Here is a 19,782-nt window from a genome sequence, read left to right as displayed (position 1 = left end):
TCAATCTCTAGCTGAATGTTTGATGTTTAAGTTGTATTCTTTTTTGCCATGAATTATCGGAAACACTTTATTGTTTTTAAGATAAGTTCCAGCGAAATGTTTCATTAGCATAGATGCTTCTACGACCTCTACATCCTGGGGTATGTGTCGTACCAAGTCATCACTAACTAAAACTACAACTTTATATTTTGCTCTAGATACAGCCACGTTGAATCTCTCAAGACCGAAAATGAATTCTTCCTCTTGAAGAATGGAATCTCTATCGCTCAAAGCATAGCTGACTATTATTAGGTCTTTCTCTTGTCCCTGGAATCGCTCAACAGTATCGATAGCGTCATAGAGCTTATCAGTTGAGATGCCCCTGTTAGAAAAGCTGTTCGAAAGTGAGTTATAAATGGCTGCCTTCTGGGCTGTATGAGGCGTAACGATACCAATGCCGCGCTCAAATAACTCGTCAATTGTATATGGAATGTCTGAAGTTTCTGAACACAAACGTCCTTCGAGTGCTTCAACTAATTTAGTCGCGATAGCGCTCTCTAGCTCGCTTCTTTGAGGACTAGTTGTATCGTTGTGCACGATGCAAACCAGCGACCTACTGGGTTCTAACACATAATCGACCCAATCTTCGTTAACTTGATTCGGCTTAGTAGTTATATTGATAGTGGCATCTTCATTATGTGCATGAAACTTATCCGTATATCCAGCACATTTCGTGAACTCAACAATTTCTTTGTTAGAACGATAATTGACTTCTAACATGTCGCTATCGATCTTCCAATGATTCTTATAGAATGAAAATATACTCCCAAGGCAATTCTCAGCATCTTTCGGAAGCTCTGTTTGAAATATTGGGGGCATTTGTTTGTCATCGCCGACAACCGTCAACGAGCATTCAGAAGCGAACGAGGGATAAACCATCATCATCGATGCCATATCGAGCTGAGAGGCTTCATCGACGATAATATGGTCAAACATTTCAAAGGTACATTCATCCGACCCTGTCATTTGCGTTCTAAGTTTTGATACTTGTTGTGGAGTTGAGAAAACAACGATGTGGTTCAAGCGCTCTTGGATATTTTTAGCTAGTTCTTGGTAATCTTCAGAATCAATATCGGTTGGCACAACAACTTTAATACCCGATCCTAAATTATTGGGTTTTTTCCCATATCCAGAGAACAAACGATAAGTATGCGAATCTTTTAATCCAAAAGTTTCATTATTCATTAGTGAAATATATTTATCGCGTAAAGTATCTATAGCAACCCATGTATAAGCAGTCACTAATATCCGAATAGGTTTATCGCTCAGATTTATAAGTGTGCAGATTGCGGCCGCCAATGTTGACGTTTTGCCTGTACCTGGCGGTCCCCAGATTAAGCTGAGAGGTTTGAGAATGGTCGACCTAATTGCAGCGCGTTGGCTACTATTAAGATTTTTGGTATGCGGAGATGAGTTGAGAAGCTGATCAGTGGAATTCGCTGGCTTCTCTATACTATTCAAGGAGTCTGCATTCCAAATGAACTTATCACATGGCACCGCAGATGTTGGACTTTGAACCCTTTTTCGTTTCTTTAAGCGATGCGGAATCATAATCAATGGTCGCTTGCCAGCGATAGGTGGATTCGCAATAGAGCGAATGCTGCCCTTAATCTTTTTTAAGCTAAGATCTATGTGTAAAGGCTGAATGATTGCGGGTTTTATCTTAGTAATGTTCGAGAAATCAATAATGCCCAGTTTTACCAGCTCCGATTGTAACCTGGAATGATAATCCCCAAATTCGACTATTATTATTCCTTTGTGGCGGTCAAAGACCTTTACTTGAATACTGAATAATTCACGCAATGTCGATCTCATTGAGTAGCTATATTTAGTATAGAACTTTGAAATATCTTTCTGGCTTAGTCCTGACTGTCGCAAGAAAAAGTCTACTTTGTAATCCGCGACTGAGTTCATCTGTTCCGGAATTAACGTATAGCCAATATTATCAATCTTAACCTTTGCATGGATGGAGCGAGGAGATGTCATGAACGCAAACATTCTAGTTCCAGATAATCCATAATTCGCGAACAACGTTTTGGCATCTGACTGTTTGATTGAACGTATAAGTCGAACCGAGTAAAAACGTGCTTCTTGCTCGTAAGCATCTAAACTATAAATTCGCTGCGTCTCGTATTGTTGCAGCGCGTTATTTAGTTTTGCGAAGGAATACCAAAGCTCACAATCTAACGATACATTCTTTACAATTCTGGATTGATCCAAGACTTTTAACGGGGGCGGTTTGGGGCGACCTGATAAAGCGAAATCATTATTAGCTTTCATTACTACATAATCCAGAGCCACCAACTTTTGTTCAGAAACTCTTTTTATTTGTGACTCGACATCCTTATAGTGCAGGCCTTGCCTTTCTGACTTTGTCCACAAGTCATGGGCTCGTTCCGATGGAATATGATCCGAAAGCGGATCGTAGTAAAAGGTTGATGGCTTGAAGGGAATTGGTTCTGAATTAAACTTTGGTTTATACAGATTAGAGAGATCAAATAAATTGTAGTAAAACGGAATATCTGCAGCCAAAGAGTTGACAATTAGACTTTTAACAATAGATACCGGACGGCTGATATCACTGAATTTAGGTTCGGGCATGACAGTGTCTGCGGGGAACATCCAGCAAAATGGTGAAAGACCATTTCCAAGCTGGAGTATTTCCGCAAGGTGTCGAGAAATTACTCTTTGCAAGTGTTTAAATGTAGTCTCATTCCAGATATAGATCTGAAACGTAAGGGTATCATTTTTTTTCTTTTCATCCTCCAAAAAATCGGATATTTTCTGGAGCCAGAGGATTAAGACTGCCCTCTCTGTATCGATATTTTTGTCTTCGACGACTAGCGTTTCACGCTGTTTCTTCACTACCTTTTTGTTATCGTCTTGAAATCTTGCATTCATCGAAAATGCTAAGGTCACGCCAGACGAAATATCAAACTCAAGTCCCAAGTAAATGGTGATGTTTGCAGAGCGTGGTAAAATCGAGTTACTCGATCTTGAAGCTCTTTTAGCGAGCTTTTGACCAAGTACTGAAGCTCTATCGGAGATGACCGACCTTGAAGCTTGCAGTGTATAATGACTATCGAAAATTTTGTCAGCTTGTCGCAAGCCAACTAAATCATTGACTGACTTGATGTTATTTTGGGATAAAACGGAAGATGCTCCTTGTGTTAATCCAATGACCTTGCACAGACTATCGCTATCCATTGCCTTTGGCCAACAGTGCTCTTTGTCGACAACTGTGTTTTTTGTCCACTTGAATCCGAGATATTCGCAGCCGATACAAGCTGGACTAATATGCCACCTCAAATCTTTCCAGTTCGGTTCTAACAATACTTTTGGGAGATCAATTTCTAAGAAGTCTTTGATCCGCGACGTGTATATGTATGGTGGTAGGATAGATAGATCGTCTTCTAATAGGAGCTCAGCTTCGTCTGTAGATAAGAGTCGTTTAATCTTTTGGGCTTCAAAAAAGGCTAGTCCCAAACTTGAACCAGCATGTTTACCCGGCCAAACCGCAGCGCTCGAGCAGACATGAAATCTATCATCTAAGTTGTTATCGACTAACCATTCTGCAAGGATAAGAGAGTAAAATGCAATTTCCGCAAAATATGAGATAGACGGGCTTGCAGCCAACTTAATATCGATAACTCGAAGTCCGATGGATGAATCGGGAGGGATATACAAAGCTCCGTCGCTTTTGACAGCAAGAGGTCTTATACTTTCTCGGTTTGCTCGAGTAAGCTGAATGATATCGGGACGAAATTCTTTAGCATACCTGAGCTCGTCACCTCTTTCGCTTTTTAAATGGCGTGTAAGCTGGTCGAGCTTATATTGTTTTTCGAATGAGTGCGTGACACAAAACATCGGCTCGATAATGAATTTTTGAGATGTTAACGTTGCTAGTGCTTCGTGAAGGTCGACCCCGTCGAACGGATCTTTCTTTCCTCTTTTATAAATGACATCCTGATTGAAAACTTTGATCAGGTCATTATAGACCTCGTTCTCCCAATCACGACCTGCCTCACTTAAGCCGATAAGCGCTGGACGGCCTGCATTCATTGGCGGCATGTCTATTTGGGCGGCTCGTTCACCCTTAGACACATCATTTGACTCGTCAGGATACATATCAAGGCGAAGCCTTTTTTCGCAGTTTGTTCGAAAATAATGCGAGAGCGCTTTTTTCTTTAAGACGGGCATAATGAATGAATCCAATGGTATGGACCTGATTATTCAAAAGTGCTAGAGTAAAACAGGTTCAACGTGAATTGTGATTATTATGTTACATCCTGAAAATGATATTAACAACGAAAATTACCGTAACAAGATCTATTTAGGGGACTCTGCAGAACTTTTGGCTAAGCTTCCTGATAGTTGTGTGGATCTAGTTGTGACGTCTCCACCATATGCGAATCAGCGATCAAAACAATATGGTGGAGTTAAACCAGATGATTATGTTGCCTGGTTCGTGCCAATTGCTGAGCAATTACGAAGAGTTTTGAAGCCAGCCGGCTCGTTTGTTCTAAATATTAAGGAACATGTCTCTACTGGTGAGAGGCACACATATGTCATGGAACTCGTAATTGAGCTCAGAAAGAAAGGATGGCTCTGGACCGATGAATACATATGGCATAAGAAGAACGCTTTTCCTGGAAAATGGCCTAATCGCTTTCGGGATGCTTTTGAACGTTGCTTTCACTTTACGAAAGAGAAAAGCTTTTATATGGATCAAGATTCAGTAATGGTCCCGATGGGTGAGTGGAAAGAGAAAAGGATAAAATATTTATCAGGCAATGATTTAGAGAGGCACTCATCTCAGGTTGGGAATACATTTGCTAAAAATATTGCAAATTGGGCTGAAAGAGAAAAAGCATATCCAACAAACGTCCTCAATATTGCAACTAATTGCAAGAATGTTAAGCATCCAGCGGCGTTTCCAGAAGAGCTGCCTAGTTGGTTCATAAAGCTGTTTTGTCCTGAGGGAGGTGTTGTATTAGACCCATTTATGGGTTCTGGAACAACGGCTGTGGCTAGTGTGAAACTGAAACGTCAGTTTATCGGATTTGAAAACAAACGTGAATATGCGTTACTTTCGTGTCTAAATATCAACAAGATACTCGGCTTCAAAGTATCAGTGCCCACTGCAAGTAGGAGTGAATCTCGAATAGGCATGAGTAATATGGAGGGATAAAATTTAACCCTTATCAAGGTGCTCCAGAAAGAATGTGAAACTTTTTTCGGTAATACTTCGACTTTCCTTTAATCGAGAATGCGCTATTCGGTCTAAGTGCGCGAAGATATTCAATTTATATAAACGGCTAATTTTCAGAACTCTATATCAGGTCTCGTATTTGCGAATTTGACCATCCTCGGTTAATACCAAAACCTTTAAATTCCACACATTTTCTAACGTAGGTTGTGCCATTCCAATAAAGACTGATTGCAACTGTAGCGAAGCCCCTCAAATATTTTCATAACTATTACAAAAAAACTATTAGAAGTACTTCAAGATTTCGATGTATAGGTAAAAAAGATTGGGGGCACGAATCGAGCTTTTCATATCGCTTGATAGTTGGACGGCTAATGATTTTGTAAGAAGCTACTGAATTATAAATTTCAGACATTTGTGTAGCTGGTGTATCACTCACACTGTCTCTAAGTATGGTCCAAGCACGGGACGAGCCTAAAAAATAAATATTAGCCAGATAGTCTTTCTGACCAGCATTCAAGTCGACAAACAGATTTGTCGCGATCGATAAAAACGATCAGAATACAAAGTACTGATCAAAAAAACAGGTTAAGTGATTGACTTCGTCGACGTGCCCAGTATTATCTAAGGTGTAGAAAAAAAGCCGCCAAAAGGCAGCTTTTTTTCTGAAAGTAGATACGAATCTAAGATTCGGATCGAACTATCGTGTGGAAGCTATAGTTTGTCCGAATCTTAATTAGGTGTCAAATATTTTACATTTTGAACTAATTGAGGAGGCCAATTATGGCTGCCAATCCCCCTGTTGGTGAAAACCAACGCCGTGGCGCCGCGCGCCAACGATCTCAAGTGCAACATCCAAACAGTCATTGGATCAAACGAGACGCAGATTCCGGTCGATTCATGGACGTGAAGTCTGATGGCACTCCCTTCAAAGGTGTTCGGAGGGAGAAGTAAAATGTCTGCACGATATGAAATTTACCTAGGTAGTAACAATCAATATTACTTCAGGCTAAAGGCTGGTAATAGTGAAATCATTTTGCAAAGCGAAGGTTATGTGTCGCGACAAGGCGCTGAAAACGGTGTCCAATCGGTAAGACAACATAGCCCACATGATCGATTCTATTCCCGCGAAACAAGCCTGAATTATCAGTACTACTTCACTCTTCATGCTATCAATAGCCAAGTTATTGGCACCAGTGAAATGTACACATCTACCACAGGTCGTGAAATTGGAATCGAGTCAGTCAAACGAAATGGCCCCACGGCTCCACTTCATCATATTTGAACTGGAATGTGACTAGAGCTCCTGGATGGAGCTCTGTTTTCCAACACCTCGTTAAAAGCTTGGATTCGGAAGAATTGATCATTCAATAACTGACATCAGTTTTTTCGCTGCATGCAGAAGAAGCCTCATTTCTTTCAAACTCCAATTCTAAAACGCCTTACGTCATGGCTGGTTTGAATATGGTAGATACAATTTCACTTGAGCAATTTCCTCAAGATGATGCGGAATGGATGATCGTTGAGTACGGAGCGCTCAACTGGAATACAGAGATCCCCGATGAGCCTTTAGTTGATGTTTTACTTGAGAATCTCAAAACAAATCAATTCGTAGTTTGTACTGTCGCAAAAAGTTTCACGACCTATGTGCAGCGTGGTTCTATTTGGGTCAACGGAGTTTGTGGATCTGACCGACGGGATCTAACGACTGAGTACTTTGATTTTGATATGACAAGTGATGACTTGAAGTCATTTGGTGCCTGGCAAACTGAAGATAGCACGAACCATGATCAAATTAGTCCGCGTCGCTATGTCATTCCGCCTAATCGATACAAAATCCCTCGAAATTTTAATCAATGCCGATACCTGCAGTTCGAGACGAGAAGAGGTGTTCAACTTGTTGTGAACGCTCTGACTGTCTTTGATGGGATGTATGGTCACAGTGGACGTGTGCGTCAGGTTGTAATAAATAACGACGCTCAGCAAGCGTTAGACTTACTTGAGTTCAAGGGTTTCAAACTAGGCGATTACTTGGATGTACCTGAGCCGGAAGACTACATTTTGGGTTTGAATAAAGATGTTTACGACCGTGATGCCTATTTTGTGCATCAGCTAAAGGAGAACCGAGATACACAGCTCGCGGTCAATGCTATATCAGCGCAATTGAACAATAGCCGGTCGAGGCCATGTTATTTGAACGTGCGACCATGGTTTAATGGTGAGCATAAATGGCAGGTTTCGGGAATTTGGCTGGTTCACAACAAGCGCTTTCTTGCGTTGCGTATCGAACGTTTTAAATACCCAAGACTCCCCAACCTTTTCATCGTCAGGGAAAATCACAACCTCACCGGTGATGACAATCGTGATGCAAAGCCAAGGAAATCTGGACGAAAGACGAACACAAATAATAGCCCCAGAGGGTCCAGTTCAATCGGGCCGAATCCAAGCTCAATCCGAGAAGACTTGCATACAAATACCGAGGTGAACTGGGGTGAAACTCCAATTAGGAAACCGACTCCTAAGGAGAATAAAACCAAGAGTAAGTCGTTATCGCCAAAACCTGTTCATCATCCGGATGCATCGACAAGCAACATGAATGATTCGAACTCCAATGCTGTGGGCTTGAATATTAACCATGGCAAATCGACAGATAGCGACAATACTCCAGAGCCATCACCCGCCACCAATGCAGTCACACTGCTGTTCGGTGCGCTTCAAGTCATCATTAAAAAGCAGAATATCGATACGATGTTGACCTGCTTGGAATCAAGCGGTCAATGGATGGGCACTGTGCCAGAAGATACTCCAGGTTTGTATGAACTAGCTGGTACCGGCTCTTGGGATATAAATCGAAACGTCATTAGAGAACTGATTGCGGGCATTAAGGTGTACCAACCACGGCGACTCGGTATTTATCAGTTAGAGCTCAACAACAAAAACTACTTCTTTATTGGCATCGAGCGATTTAACAGTGAACGGTTTCGCTCTGCAATTTACCATGCTGCATCAAGTGAGGATTTTATTAGTCGGTTGCAGAGTATTATTGCCTCGCTAGAGGAATATAAAGGGGTATGGAAGCGCTTTGATGACGCAATTGAACCAAACGTGGGTATCATCACCCACAAAGGAGATGAATCGAAGATTGCAGAGCAAATACTCAGAAAAATTAGAGCGTTTGAGGGCCAATAAGTGCTTGATGTGCAAATCGTCGGTTCTTAGTCGATACGCGGCACCCAAAAGTTATATGAGGAGTTTTCGACACGGTACCCATCGTCTACTGTTTGATAGCTATTGATGGCGCATTGGTGACTGGGTACGCCATGGAGTACTTGTAGACAGAGCTTCAGGTACTCCTCCAGAACGTTGATTGAAAGATTGCGCTCTCGGTATTCTCCTACAATGTATGCTAAGCGCTCGTCAGGACGTGCATCGTATAATTTGAACTCGCGCCCTAGATTTTGATTGAGGTGCTTCATCACGTGCGATAGCGCTGATTTATGACCTGGCGTTTGAATGCAAAAAGTCTTGAGACCGTTTTCAAGTCCGTGATGTGTTTGGGCAAGCTCGAGCCAACCTTTTAATGCGGTGGTTTCTAACCGTATCGTGATGAGCTTTAATCTACCTCTATTGTAGTTTGATAGCCTCGTATCAAAGTAGGAGCTGATGACCAACTTCATAGATTGGTCGCAAAGCCTGGATATCGCATCCCTGTTCTGATGGATAGTCCTTATTTCCATAGCGTCGTTCAATGCTCGTTCGTTAAAATGCATACCTACTGATTCGAGATAGCGTCTTGGTAATGAATCTTTGCGTAGCAGTCCTCCATCAATCTTAACTAACCAATACGGCTGCAAGAGCCAGTCACTCGGTGCGCTCTGCAACTGGACAAAGAGCTCGGCAAACGCATTCTGCTTCATGGCGGATTTTAAATAACCGACTTCAAGGGCAAGCCAATCTACGAAATCTGAGAATAGCTGTTCGGTTCTCGGACAGCTGAAGCGCGCACAATTGAGCGCTTTTCGCTTTAAATGAAGTCGCTTTGTCTGACAGTCAGTACACAGGATCGTGTTCTTGCCAATGATGGGACCCCGACAATCTCGGCATATGAGAAAGTTTTGATGAAAGCATCGGGTGCATATCAACTTCTCGGTTTTATCCTTAATAAGGTCGCGTGTGGTGCCGCATTTTGAGCATTTCGGATTTAGTCGGTATCGACAGGCATCGCAAATAGGCTCATTGATACCAAGTTTTTTGCCTATCGAAACTCGTCCTATTCGCTGGCATATAGAGCAACAACCGTCGGGCGTGAATGCATTTGCGCAGGAATGGCATAACAGACCGTATTGATTGATTTGGCCGACTGGCCGGCCAATACGATGACAACGAAAGCACGGCGTGATTTTTGAAATGCAGCTGCGACATAAGGACTTCTTGTCATCACGATGGATCCGCTTTTTCTCACCGCAATGGGAACACGTCTTACTAATAAAGAAGTAGGAATAGCAGGACGCGCAGTAGCGTTTACCTCGATACTTTCTGGGGAAGTGCTCGGCGAACTGTTTGCATTGTCCGCACTGCAACGGTTGCACCATTAGTTCAAGCCATGCTGCTTAAGAAACTTATACCAGCGCCATTGAACCAGCCGTTTCGATAATGGTTTCACTACTGGGTCGATGTGGTCAGAAGCCTTGTTGAAAGGCTCCGAAGAGCGCTCTGGGAATTGCATGAGTTGTTGCAGCCGAGAATCGAATGCGATGTTTTGAAGCAGGCTTGGATGAATCCCAGACCTGATGAGAATGTGAGCCAATTCCTCATCATTAAGGCTCATCAACTCTGTAATATTGGATAAGAAGTATCGTCGGTCTTCGATATTGAGCCAATCGAATGACAGCTTTGCGGTATCTCGATAGCGCGCTTCATCAATGCGTCGAATCAAGGACACAAGGACTTGTCCGCGAATGGCAGAAGCATACGAGTGGAGCCGCCGCGATAAACAAAGCAAGTAATTGAGCCGCTCAAACGCACCTATGTCTAGGTTCGGTATATCATCAAGCTGATCCACGAGTCGTTGAGTCATGTTCAGCAACTCGTCCTTACAGCGAGTCGGAACCACATCACTGATATCCCATCTGCAGTGCGCACAAAACTTAAGAGCTCCTCGCTCAAGCTTATGGATCTCTATTGATGCCTGGCAATGAGGACAGCAGTCCAACAGCTCGACTCTGTGCAATGTGCAGACGGTGATAAAGGATAGTCGCCAATTCAGTCGTAAATAGGGAATGCGATCTGTCTGCAAACATGACGGGCAAAATTGCGTGGAGCGATGGGTATTGCGGTTGCGTGTTCCTCGTTGAATGACCCATTTCCAAGGCGTGGTTTGTGAGAGCGCTTTTGAGTTGAATATTGAGGTAATTAGCGGCTTTAAAGTCAGGTTGGTTATGACAGCATTTGATAAACCGGAGGCAAGTGTTAAGTCGCTGAGCTGACGGGCTTCCAGTTCGCGGTCAACATCTCGAGTCCAGGCTCGCCAATATGGCCAGATATAGTTTGTAAGTTGCGATGGGGTCGCGAAGTTGGCAAAGCTTGCGCGGACAAGCCATGACGATAAGCTTTCGTTTTCGAAAGGTTGTATTCGAGCTGGCCAAGGACCTGTTACAACTCGATCTCTCGGGGCCCTTCCGTCGGTGTATACCACGAAAAAGACTCCACGATTTCCATGTCGATTTGTTCTACTCCGCTAGTTATAGCCTTGATTGCACACTTTTGCAGCAATCCATGGATATTTCCCAAATTACCTTTTGAGATATTGAAGATCTTACTACCAAGCTCCTTGCTTGCTAATTGGGAAGGCTGTTTTAACGGAAGCATTTTTTCAAATGCTTTTAATAGTGCCACAAAATCACGATTCTTCTCCCATGTGGGAAGTCGAAGAACGGAGAAGCGACTCTGTATTTGTGCATCTTGTGAAATGATGGTTGCAGCTTTTGGGATCCCGCAGGCAACGATGGGGATCCTAAGTTTGTTTGAAATCATCTTCAATTCAGCAAGTGCTTCATTGCGTTTTATAGCAGACCCATTATTCAGCGTATGAAATTCATCCAGGATGAGCATCTTGGTTTTGCTCTGCATGAGGTGATGTAATGCCACATGACGAAGTTGAGCGACCGTGTACGTTGGTTTGTGAGGTGCCCAAAATTGCTCAAGAATCGATAAATACAAGTCTTTAACGTTTGGTGCAGATATCTCCGTCATCACGATTGGTTTGATGAGGAGCTCAGTATCTTCGCAGGTATAACTCTCTCCATACAAACTGCAAAAGCGCTCGATAAGAGATGTTTTCCCATTATTAGAATCGCCTACGAACAGAACGGAGGGCATTCGAGCTTGTTTGGGGTGTTGGAGCAAGTCATGCAAGTGCGCAATGACCTGATCGGCAACTGGATAGTTGATCCATCTTTTTGTCTTGATGAATTGGATCCTATCCTCGTCTGGTTGTGCTGCGACTTCTCGGAACTTCGGTATTATGTGCTGAAATTGGTCCATTGAATGCTACTCGATGTCAAATTCGTCGACGTCACTATCCCACAGCTCATTTTCATCATTCTCTAGTTGAGCTGCTGCTTTATCCATACTCTTCTTCTTGTCGGCTTGTGCTTCAGGCTTTCCCGCATTAAAGATAGCCGCTGGTGTTTTAGATTTCTGATGCTGTTTCTGACGTTGCGCTTTGCGTCGCGCCTCTTTGGTAGCTTCACGACTGGTCTCTTCAATTTTTCGCATATTTTCCAACGCGCGAGACAGCATCTCCTGGTTGTAATCAGAGTGTCCTTTCTTTTTCAGATATTCTCTCGCTTCTCGCAAATCCCAAACACTGGTGAACTTGAGAGTTGGGTCTGCAAGAGGTACACGGTGATATAGCTTTGCAGTATCATCGTAGACCCATACTTGTCTGATGTTTCTGGGATCTCGTCTTACGATGAATTTGCGTGGTTTCCGAGTTTTGAGATCGGTTGCGCCAATCAAATGGCGTATATCATCGCCGTAATAATAGATCCCATCCCATACAATCCCTTGTGATCGAATCATCCGTCGTTCGTATGGTAGGAAGCTAATTTCGACTGAGAGTAAATCGGCAGGCACATCAGGCCATCCTTTGGGCAGATCTTCGAGTTCACCTTGAACCGACATTAACCATTTCGTTGCTGGCGGAACACTGATCCCCTCGTGCACTGTGTGGTGATACTCAATGATCGCATTGGTTAACCAACGTTCCAAAGAATCAAAATCAAAAATTGCGTTCTTTTCTGAATCATAAGCCCCTCTGACCTTGGGACTATTAAATGTTTTTCCATCCAGAGCTTTTAGTCGATTTTGAAAAGTACCTAACAAACGTTCGATATGTCCGCCGTATTGCGGTTTTGCGACAGGTCTAAACTCCAGGTTAATATTGTTCTCCAAGCACCCGATACGCAGCGCATCGGAAGTAAAATCCGAGCCATTATCGACGTGCACTTTCTTTGGAATACCCCAAACAGACCAATCAAGCTCTATACCCATGTGTTTGAGCCACTGCTGCTTGGGGGATATGGAATGAGATAGACACATTGCGACCGATGTCGTGCTGGGTGGATCGAGTGAGAGATAAAATCCTGTGACCATTCGCGAATAGACGTCTATCGCCATGGTGAGCCAAACACGTTTAATAGATTTTCGAGTATCATCATCAACGATGATGATATCCAATGGCGTGTGATCAACTTGAACCACGCTCAGAATCGCATCTACATTAGGGAATTTTCCCGCGCGGGCGACAAAGCGGTTGTTCACGATATCGGAATGTCCACGAGCTCGAAGTCGACGTTCTTCTGAAACATTACTGATCCGTCTAAAGACTGTTGAGCGTGAAGGTGGATTGAGTCCAGCTTTTTCGCACATTTCCTTAATTCGTAGATAGACGAACTGCTTATTGAATCGAGCCTTTGTTAAATAGTAGGTATCTATCCCGTGCTCAACGATTTGGTTTACTTCTTCGGAAATGCGCGAATTTCTCTCTGTCCATCCGCGCCTTTGTCCGACCAGACTAACAAGAGAGTTGGTGGCTGAGTAAGCCTTGAGCCATCGATATAACGTAATGTAGTGAACCCCGACTTTGACGGCTTGAATTTTGACGTCGCTCAGCGATGGCGCTCTACCAAGGGTTAACAGAGGTTGAAGCGCCTTCAAACGCTTCTTGGCAATCTTCAATTCTTTCGTTGGGATTGCGAGAAGGTCATCAGATGCTGATTTTGAGGTCGACGGATGTGCAGTAACTCGGTCAACAACATCGGAAATTTTGGATATAACAACTTTGTTGTCATCGACCTTTCGGAGCAGCACCTCAGCGCCTGCAAGGAACTCTTTCAGTAAATAGTCACCATCATCGAGCTTCAGAAGAGAGCCTCGCTGAAGCTGTATTTTATCACGTGTGAGCTTGTGTGAATTATTCATGGGTGTTGACTCCAAGAATGAGCGTTCTTTCCGACAAGGGCTTAGTTAGGTCGAGTTCAATGTCATGTTGCAATGCTAACCACCAAATCCGATTGATATTGGCCAAGTACTCATTTCGATCTGCTGTAAAGTGCTCTAGAAACTCTTTGACGGTTAATGGACCCTGAAACGACTGCAGTGAAGTTAATAATTTTGCTCGATCGTCCTGAGTAACACTGTGAGCTGAAAAGTTTTTCAGTTTCCGGATGTTCTCGAGGAGCAATCCTCGAATCTTGGTGTCGTCGTATATCTTAAATATCCAGTCGTTCGCTTTTGCAGCTCGAATGCCAGCTTTGAATTTCAATCTTAACTTCTCGAAATCAGATTCAATTTCTACGCGTTCTTTAACTTCAACGAGAATGGGTTTTTGGCTTTCGGTATTGAAATACACCAAGTAATCAGGTGTGTAGCGTTGCTTCCGGCCATTTAAGTCGACGTAAACTAGCTCAATGGGTTGTGAGACAAGTTTATTTACTCGCCGGTCAAACTCCATAAGCATTACGAAATCGCGCTCAACGGTGGATTCATGAGGAATGCTCTCTTCTCCTCTGAACGAATAGTATCCGCGACTGCTTCGTCGATTGGTTGGAATTTTTCGAACTGATTTTTGGTGCTTCAAAGTTTGTTGCAGCTATTTCGGGATTTTTAATAATCTAGCAGCTTTTAGCGAACTTAACACCAGTTTCAAAGCGCGAGTAACGTTTATTTTTCACTAGTTCACTACTATGCGCCGTTGTAGTATTGACCATATGGTTAACTCGATAATCGGGATGTCGGAATGACTAAACTTTTTATCAAGCATGCAGTGCGGAAGGCTAATCGATTGATTCGGAAAGACCTAGCTATCGTTCCGGTTGATGAAAAACCTATTCTTTATATGCTAGTCCAGAGCGAAAACTACTATGGATACGTCAAGGATGTCGGTATAGACACCGTAACAGCCGAATTTGGCTGCGATGGCGACTCGAAGCCTAAAACACTTGCATACAGCGAGCTAAAAGTTAGCGACTTCAGAGTAATATACATTTCATCGCAAGATCGCTTTGTATATCCGACTTTAGTCAGCTACTACGTTTTACATCGTTGGCCAATAGTTGGATTGCGGCAGCTTATCAACAAATTGACTGATAAGTTCTTAGTCAGTCGTTCGCTCAAAAAAACAGAATTTCATAAAACCGTAGAGCAACTTGTAGTCAAAGCAACGATGAAACATTATGGTAAAGCTAGTACTGACGAATTTGAGTTGTTAAAGGATAATAATCCTTGGATTACTAAACTACACAGGCAGACAGGGCAACTAGATGAGATTCATCAGGATTATACTTCAGTCTCTAAACATTACCGCCTGATATTGGATGCACTGGTTGAATCAGGTGATTTGGAGCACGATGGGATGGGATATGCGATTTGCCCTCAAATTTATCTCACCTATCAAAAAATGGATTCTGAACACAAAAGACATCGCCAGATTTTTTGGATAACTCTCATCGCTTCTCTTGCATCACTTGTCTCAGCAGCTACCGCAATCCTTGTGTTTCTTAGTAAAAACTAAGTTAGAGCACGAGGCTTGAATGTATACTTTTCAGGTAAACCGGTCTCGTCAGACGCAAAGTTGAAATCCAGTGTTGGAGGATAAGACATGAATAACCCAGAGTTAAGTGAGCTGTATATTGCCCGCATACTGGTGAAGCTATACGAACACTGGGCGAATCCGATTTCTCTTAATGCTTCATCAATTACTGAAATTCATTTTGATCCGGACCTTATGTTTGAAGGACAACAAGCACCGAAAGAATGGTCACTGTTTGAGAGTGTAGTGCACTGGTTAGAGGAAGAGGGTTTCATTCGTACAGAGCGAGTCGGAAACTCCGCCTATGAATTTGATGGCGTAACATTAACCTTAAAAGCAATGGAAGCTATGAAGAGAGTGCCCGACCCGCTGTCACCAGAAAATACATTACTTGATGGGCTCAAACAGGCTGTTGGAGAAGGCAGAAAATCTGCTATTCAAGCGTTAGTGAGTACATCTATGAGTGCTTTCCATCAGGCACTTTCTATTTGACACCTGCTTGGTGCTTTTGCGGAATTGCTACGTAAGAGTATCAGCACTATTCAAGCGACAACAATGCCAGTTCAAATCGGAATGGCTTTTTTTGTGCGATCTCACAACTACATCACCTATATTTATTGATCTTTACTATCTACCCTCAATATGAAGTTAAGTTCATAAAAAATAAATATGAAGTATGCTGCATATATGATGTGCACTGCATGAAAATATGTCGCTCAGACAGTTTAAAGTCTGAATTTTTGTCAGGTATATGATGCAGAGGCAACAGATGAATTACAAAAGTTTGTAGCTCAAGACCAACATTCAAATTCTGTAATAGATACAGTAATCCAAAAACAGCTGCTGTGACGTTAGAGCTTTGTCAGAATTTACGTAGACGCGTGCGAGTTCGTAAATTTGTTGCGCTTATTTCGGGATTTTTTAAGTTTATTGCATCTATTTTGGGATTTTTAATTGCATTTATTATGAGACAAATCCTCTGCAGGCCGCATTATTTGGTTTTTTAGTTGCATTTATTGTGGGATCTGACAAGGTAATCCGCCGCAACCTGGGGAGATTTCATTAGCGCACCGTGGCTTGCTTTTCTTGGATGAGATGGCTGAGTTTACGCGCTCAGTTTTGGATTCGCTCAGAGAACCCCTAGAATCAGGCGAAGTCACCATCAGCCGTGCAGCACATCAACTGACCTTTCCAGCACGATTTCAAATGGTCTGTGCGCTAAACCCATCACCTTGCGGAAATTTTGATGGTACTTTAGCGAGTATTCGTGCCTCGCCAGAGCAAGTAAATAAGTATCTTGGACGTATATCGGGACCGTTGCTTGACCGCATTGATATGCAAGTCGAGGTGTTACGCCAACCAGATGCCTTGCGCCAGCAACGCGAAACCATTCCTGAACCCGAAACACCCAAGTGGCGGCAACAAGTCACCGCGGCACGAGCGGTGCAAATAAAGCGGCAAGGTTGCCTGAATACGGATTTACAAGCCAATCAACTCAGCACCTATTGCCGGCTCAGCGCTGAGCATCATAAATTCTTAGTCACGGCTATCGAGCGCTTCAATCTGTCTCACCGTGCTTACCATCGATTGCTGAGATTGGCTCGCACCATCGCGGATATTGAAGGAACAGAGTCTATTCAGCGCGGGCACTTAGCCGAAGCGCTCGGCTACCGAGCCCTCGACCGTCTCCTCAACCACCTCAAGAGCCTTTAGCGCTTGAGGGCTGCGGCGAAGGCGGAGATGGTTCGCTCAACATCGGCAGGGCTGATATTGAGATGGGTCACCAGCCGCATCCGCTGGGCGCTGGACGTTAAGATGCCCTGCGCACGCAAGGTGTCGCTGACGTGTTTGGCGGTGTCAGCCGATTCAAAGTTCACATACACCATGTTGGTGTGCTGTGGCTCGAGTCGAATGCCCGGCAAGTCATGTAAGCCTTCCCATAAGTCACGGGCATTGGCATGGTCATCCGCAAGTCGATCAATGTGATGGTCGAGTGCGTGATCCATGGCTGCTGCAATAATGCCGGCTTGGCGCATACCGCCACCGACCATTTTGCGCCACCGATGCGCCCGTGCAATAAATTTCTTTGAGCCCACCAATACGGAACCAATCGGCGTACCAAGACCTTTTGAAAAGCAAATAGAAACGCTATCAAATGGACGGCAGAGCTCTTCAGCACTCAAACCGGTCGCAATAACAGCGTTGAAAACTCGCGCACCATCGAGATGCAACTTCAAGCCATGCTTATCAACCAAACGTCGCGCTCGCAGCATGTATTCTTGCGGAATGACTTTACCGGTATGGGTATTTTCGAGTGCCAATAATCGCGTGACCGGGAAGTGTGGGTCATCGGGTTTGATGCGCTTCTCCACCTGCGCCAGATTCAGCGTGCCATCGGGCTCCACTTCAAATGGCTGTGGCACGATTCCACCCAACACCGCAGCGCCACCCGCTTCGTAACGGTAGGTGTGATATTCCTGACCAACCAAATATTCTTCACCGCGCTGACAATGAGACAGTAAGGCTAACAAATTGGTTTGGGTGCCACTGGCCGCAATTAGCGCGGCCTCTTTACCAAAGAGCGCCGCGACGCGTTCTTGCAACGCATTAATTGTGGGATCATCACCAAATACATCATCGCCGACTGGCGCTGCAGCCATAGCAGCGCGCATTGCTTCGGTGGGTTGCGTGACGGTGTCACTGCGTAAGTCTATTACCGCAGTCTTACTCACCGTTGTATCCCCAAGCAGGAGGTGGCTCATCAATCGGCTGACTCAAATCAACGTGAACGCGGAAAATACGACCCGGACGACGTAGCTCATAAGCCATGGTTTCGGCGTCAACAAACTCAATGGTCCAGGTATTGGTGACCGACACATCCAGTCCATTTTCCATGAACAACGCTTTGCTGGCGTCATCTACTGGGAACGACTGCATTTGTGCCGTACCAGCCGTCAACGTTTGGCCACCGTAGGGTGAAACTGCATCAGGTGACCCGTCTTCGTGCAAATGGATGTGTTGGAAATCAATGTAATCGTCGTGCTTGGTGAGCACCCAAGTACGTGAACGGTCCTCACCAACATGCAATGGCATGCGGATCACGTCTTCTTCGCAGTCACGAATATGAACCACTAAAGGATGATCCCAAGCGTCGCTTGGCGCGTTATCTTCCACAATCTCAGCGGCAAAGCTTTGTCCGCAAAATGGCTCAAATGCAGCGAAAAAGTCAGCTTGTGGATTCACCGCTGGGCGCGGGTTGCAGGCTGCGAGTAGAGTCAACGTTGCCGCTGACAAGAGTAATGTACGCATAGTCATGATGAACCTCATTACCAAAAAGAAGTAGAAACGAATGGCCTACATGATGCCATAGAATAAGTCAGTGTACATTTGTCTAACGGCAAATTGGCATCTAATCCACGCATCATGGATAATAGCCGCATATTTTTGAATCAACAGACGGACACACCATGAAGGTTTATCAAAACGTGCTCGAAATGATCGGCAACACGCCGATGGTCAAAGTTTCTACCATTGATACTGGCCCCTGCGAACTCTATCTCAAAATGGAACTTATGAACCCAGGCGGTTCCATTAAAGATCGTATTGCAGTGAGCATGATCGAAGCGGCAGAACGCGAAGGTAAATTGAAGCCGGGCATGACCATTATCGAAGCCACTGCTGGTAACACTGGGTTAGGTCTAGCTTTGGTGGCGGCGAGCAAGGGTTACCCGTTGAAAATTGTGATGCCTGACAAAATGTCATCAGAAAAGGTCAACAACTTGCGCGCGATGGGTGCCGAAGTCGTGCAAACTCGTTCAGACGTGCAAAAAGGCCACCCAGAATACTATCAAGATATGGCAGCGCGTTTGGCGCAAGAGCACGGCTATTTCTACGTGAACCAATTTGCTAACCCTGCCAACGTTGCAGCGCACTACAACACCACTGGCCCAGAAATTTGGGAACAGATGGAAGGCAAGTTGGATGCGTTTGTGTGTGGCGTTGGTTCAGGCGGTACCTTGAGTGGCATCGGTCGTTTCCTCAGAGAGAAAAACAGCGATGTGGATTTAGTATTAGCCGATCCAGAAGGGTCTATTTTGGAGCCGTTGGTCAACCGCAATGAAACCGTCGATGCCGGAAGTTGGTTGGTTGAGGGTATTGGCGAAGACTTTATTCCGGATATCTGTGAGATCGACTTGGCATCAAGCGCATACGCGATCAGCGACAAAGAAGCATTTGCCACCGCCCGCGAACTACTGGTGAAAGAGGGCGTCATGGTCGGCTCGTCCAGCGGTACCCTGATTGCTGCGGCATTGCGTTATTGTCGCGAACAAACAACCCCTAAACGTGTGGTCACATTAGCTTGTGATACCGGTAATCGTTACTTGTCGAAGCTCTACAACGACGAGTGGATGAACGAACGTGGTCTATTGGAGAAGTAAGC

Annotated in this window: 17 protein-coding genes and 2 pseudogenes; 9 read left to right on the top strand and 10 right to left on the bottom strand. The window is 44.3% G+C overall.

The window, feature by feature from the left end:
- Positions 1–4,239 (bottom strand): DEAD/DEAH box helicase, encoded by a 4,239-nt coding sequence (locus ACN0S4_RS07660; RefSeq protein WP_417657093.1) that lies wholly within the window; start codon positions 4,237–4,239, stop codon positions 1–3.
- Between the two features lie 79 nt (positions 4,240–4,318).
- On the opposite strand from ACN0S4_RS07660, the gene ACN0S4_RS07655 reads away from it, so the two are divergent.
- The 4 genes from ACN0S4_RS07655 to ACN0S4_RS07640 all read left to right on the top strand — a co-directional run bounded on the left by ACN0S4_RS07655 (position 4,319) and on the right by ACN0S4_RS07640 (position 8,437).
- Positions 4,319–5,230 (top strand): DNA-methyltransferase, encoded by a 912-nt coding sequence (locus tag ACN0S4_RS07655; protein ID WP_417657092.1) that lies wholly within the window; start codon positions 4,319–4,321, stop codon positions 5,228–5,230.
- Between the two features lie 801 nt (positions 5,231–6,031).
- The gene (locus ACN0S4_RS07650) at positions 6,032–6,202 is read left to right on the top strand and encodes a hypothetical protein (protein ID WP_417657091.1); all 171 of its coding nucleotides are present in this window, start codon (positions 6,032–6,034) and stop codon (positions 6,200–6,202) included.
- 1 nt (position 6,203) lies between these two features.
- Positions 6,204–6,533, top strand: coding sequence for a YegP family protein (locus ACN0S4_RS07645; RefSeq protein ID WP_417657090.1), 330 nt, complete (start codon positions 6,204–6,206; stop codon positions 6,531–6,533).
- Positions 6,534–6,697: 164 nt separating this feature from the next.
- On the top strand, positions 6,698–8,437 hold the full coding sequence (locus ACN0S4_RS07640; RefSeq protein WP_417657089.1) for a hypothetical protein: 1,740 nt from the start codon (positions 6,698–6,700) through the stop codon (positions 8,435–8,437).
- Positions 8,438–8,463: 26 nt separating this feature from the next.
- On the opposite strand, the gene ACN0S4_RS07635 is transcribed toward ACN0S4_RS07640, so the two are convergent.
- The 7 genes and pseudogenes from ACN0S4_RS07635 to ACN0S4_RS07605 form a co-directional block, all read right to left on the bottom strand.
- A complete protein-coding gene (locus ACN0S4_RS07635; RefSeq protein ID WP_417657088.1) occupies positions 8,464–9,165 on the bottom strand; it encodes a hypothetical protein in 702 nt (233 codons plus the stop codon).
- A gap of 353 nt (positions 9,166–9,518) precedes the next feature.
- Positions 9,519–9,689 (bottom strand): hypothetical protein, encoded by a 171-nt coding sequence (locus ACN0S4_RS07630; protein WP_417657087.1) that lies wholly within the window; start codon positions 9,687–9,689, stop codon positions 9,519–9,521.
- 150 nt (positions 9,690–9,839) lie between these two features.
- Positions 9,840–10,325 (bottom strand): hypothetical protein, encoded by a 486-nt coding sequence (locus ACN0S4_RS07625; protein ID WP_417657468.1) that lies wholly within the window; start codon positions 10,323–10,325, stop codon positions 9,840–9,842.
- A 147-nt stretch (positions 10,326–10,472) separates the two neighbouring features.
- Positions 10,473–10,943, bottom strand: a pseudogene (locus ACN0S4_RS07620) (TniQ family protein); the annotation flags it as partial.
- Positions 10,901–11,791, bottom strand: coding sequence for a TniB family NTP-binding protein (locus ACN0S4_RS07615; RefSeq protein ID WP_417657086.1), 891 nt, complete (start codon positions 11,789–11,791; stop codon positions 10,901–10,903). The gene ACN0S4_RS07615 and the pseudogene ACN0S4_RS07620, both read right to left, overlap by 43 nt.
- A gap of 6 nt (positions 11,792–11,797) precedes the next feature.
- Positions 11,798–13,732: a Mu transposase C-terminal domain-containing protein gene (locus tag ACN0S4_RS07610; protein ID WP_417657085.1), complete on the bottom strand. Its 1,935-nt coding sequence runs from the start codon at positions 13,730–13,732 to the stop codon at positions 11,798–11,800.
- Positions 13,725–14,270 (bottom strand): Tn7 transposase TnsA N-terminal domain-containing protein, encoded by a 546-nt coding sequence (locus tag ACN0S4_RS07605; RefSeq protein WP_417657084.1) that lies wholly within the window; start codon positions 14,268–14,270, stop codon positions 13,725–13,727. The genes ACN0S4_RS07610 and ACN0S4_RS07605 overlap by 8 nt, the downstream gene beginning before the upstream one ends.
- A gap of 279 nt (positions 14,271–14,549) precedes the next feature.
- Here ACN0S4_RS07605 and ACN0S4_RS07600 point away from each other — a divergent pair, with 279 nt between their 5' ends.
- The 4 genes and pseudogenes from ACN0S4_RS07600 (at position 14,550) to ACN0S4_RS07585 (ending at position 17,054) form a co-directional block, all read left to right on the top strand.
- The gene (locus tag ACN0S4_RS07600) at positions 14,550–15,323 is read left to right on the top strand and encodes a hypothetical protein (RefSeq protein ID WP_417657083.1); all 774 of its coding nucleotides are present in this window, start codon (positions 14,550–14,552) and stop codon (positions 15,321–15,323) included.
- 87 nt (positions 15,324–15,410) lie between these two features.
- Positions 15,411–15,833 carry a hypothetical protein gene (locus tag ACN0S4_RS07595; protein WP_417657082.1) on the top strand — a complete coding sequence of 141 codons (423 nt, stop codon included), beginning with the start codon at positions 15,411–15,413 and terminating at the stop codon, positions 15,831–15,833.
- Positions 15,834–16,385: 552 nt separating this feature from the next.
- Positions 16,386–16,700 (top strand): annotated as a pseudogene (locus ACN0S4_RS07590) (ATP-binding protein); the annotation flags it as partial.
- Complete coding sequence (locus tag ACN0S4_RS07585) at positions 16,677–17,054, top strand: hypothetical protein (protein ID WP_417657463.1); 378 nt, start codon at positions 16,677–16,679, stop codon at positions 17,052–17,054. The pseudogene ACN0S4_RS07590 and the gene ACN0S4_RS07585, both read left to right, overlap by 24 nt.
- Here the strand turns inward: ACN0S4_RS07585 and ltaE are convergent.
- Both ltaE and ACN0S4_RS07575 read right to left on the bottom strand, forming a co-directional pair.
- Entirely contained in the window at positions 17,051–18,073 is a 1,023-nt protein-coding gene (gene ltaE / locus ACN0S4_RS07580; protein ID WP_417657081.1) for a low-specificity L-threonine aldolase, read from the bottom strand. The two genes, ACN0S4_RS07585 and ltaE, sit on opposite strands and share 4 nt — an antisense overlap.
- Positions 18,066–18,656: a hypothetical protein gene (locus tag ACN0S4_RS07575; protein ID WP_417657080.1), complete on the bottom strand. Its 591-nt coding sequence runs from the start codon at positions 18,654–18,656 to the stop codon at positions 18,066–18,068. Before ACN0S4_RS07575 ends, ltaE begins: the two co-directional genes overlap by 8 nt.
- A gap of 152 nt (positions 18,657–18,808) precedes the next feature.
- Between ACN0S4_RS07575 and ACN0S4_RS07570 the strand changes: the two genes are divergently transcribed.
- Positions 18,809–19,780, top strand: a complete 972-nt coding sequence (locus tag ACN0S4_RS07570) for a PLP-dependent cysteine synthase family protein (protein WP_417657079.1) — start codon at positions 18,809–18,811, stop codon at positions 19,778–19,780.
- Positions 19,781–19,782 lie beyond the last annotated feature (2 nt).

Origin of the sequence: Pseudidiomarina aestuarii, assembly GCF_048263735.1 — a bacterium.
Taxonomy (GTDB): Bacteria; Pseudomonadota; Gammaproteobacteria; order Enterobacterales; family Alteromonadaceae; genus Pseudidiomarina; species Pseudidiomarina aestuarii_B.
The sequence above is the reverse complement of the archived record's forward strand: the minus strand, read 5'-3'. Positions and strand labels throughout refer to the sequence as shown.

Bases quoted from the DNA above. Each gene is read 5' to 3' on its own strand.
- ACN0S4_RS07640 (WP_417657089.1), top strand. From the start codon at position 6,698: ATGGCTGGTTTGAATATGGTAGATACAATTTCACTTGAGCAATTTCCT.
- ACN0S4_RS07645 (WP_417657090.1), top strand. From the start codon at position 6,204: ATGTCTGCACGATATGAAATTTACCTAGGTAGTAACAATCAATATTAC.
- ACN0S4_RS07610 (WP_417657085.1), bottom strand. From the start codon at position 13,732: ATGAATAATTCACACAAGCTCACACGTGATAAAATACAGCTTCAGCGA.
- ACN0S4_RS07655 (WP_417657092.1), top strand. From the start codon at position 4,319: ATGTTACATCCTGAAAATGATATTAACAACGAAAATTACCGTAACAAG.
- ACN0S4_RS07595 (WP_417657082.1), top strand. From the start codon at position 15,411: ATGAATAACCCAGAGTTAAGTGAGCTGTATATTGCCCGCATACTGGTG.
- ACN0S4_RS07615 (WP_417657086.1), bottom strand. From the start codon at position 11,791: ATGGACCAATTTCAGCACATAATACCGAAGTTCCGAGAAGTCGCAGCA.
- ACN0S4_RS07575 (WP_417657080.1), bottom strand. From the start codon at position 18,656: ATGACTATGCGTACATTACTCTTGTCAGCGGCAACGTTGACTCTACTC.
- ACN0S4_RS07650 (WP_417657091.1), top strand. From the start codon at position 6,032: ATGGCTGCCAATCCCCCTGTTGGTGAAAACCAACGCCGTGGCGCCGCG.
- ACN0S4_RS07635 (WP_417657088.1), bottom strand. From the start codon at position 9,165: ATGAAGCAGAATGCGTTTGCCGAGCTCTTTGTCCAGTTGCAGAGCGCA.
- ACN0S4_RS07585 (WP_417657463.1), top strand. From the start codon at position 16,677: ATGCAAGTCGAGGTGTTACGCCAACCAGATGCCTTGCGCCAGCAACGC.
- ACN0S4_RS07600 (WP_417657083.1), top strand. From the start codon at position 14,550: ATGACTAAACTTTTTATCAAGCATGCAGTGCGGAAGGCTAATCGATTG.
- ACN0S4_RS07625 (WP_417657468.1), bottom strand. From the start codon at position 10,325: ATGACTCAACGACTCGTGGATCAGCTTGATGATATACCGAACCTAGAC.
- ACN0S4_RS07605 (WP_417657084.1), bottom strand. From the start codon at position 14,270: ATGCTTATGGAGTTTGACCGGCGAGTAAATAAACTTGTCTCACAACCC.
- ACN0S4_RS07570 (WP_417657079.1), top strand. From the start codon at position 18,809: ATGAAGGTTTATCAAAACGTGCTCGAAATGATCGGCAACACGCCGATG.
- ACN0S4_RS07660 (WP_417657093.1), bottom strand. From the start codon at position 4,239: ATGCCCGTCTTAAAGAAAAAAGCGCTCTCGCATTATTTTCGAACAAAC.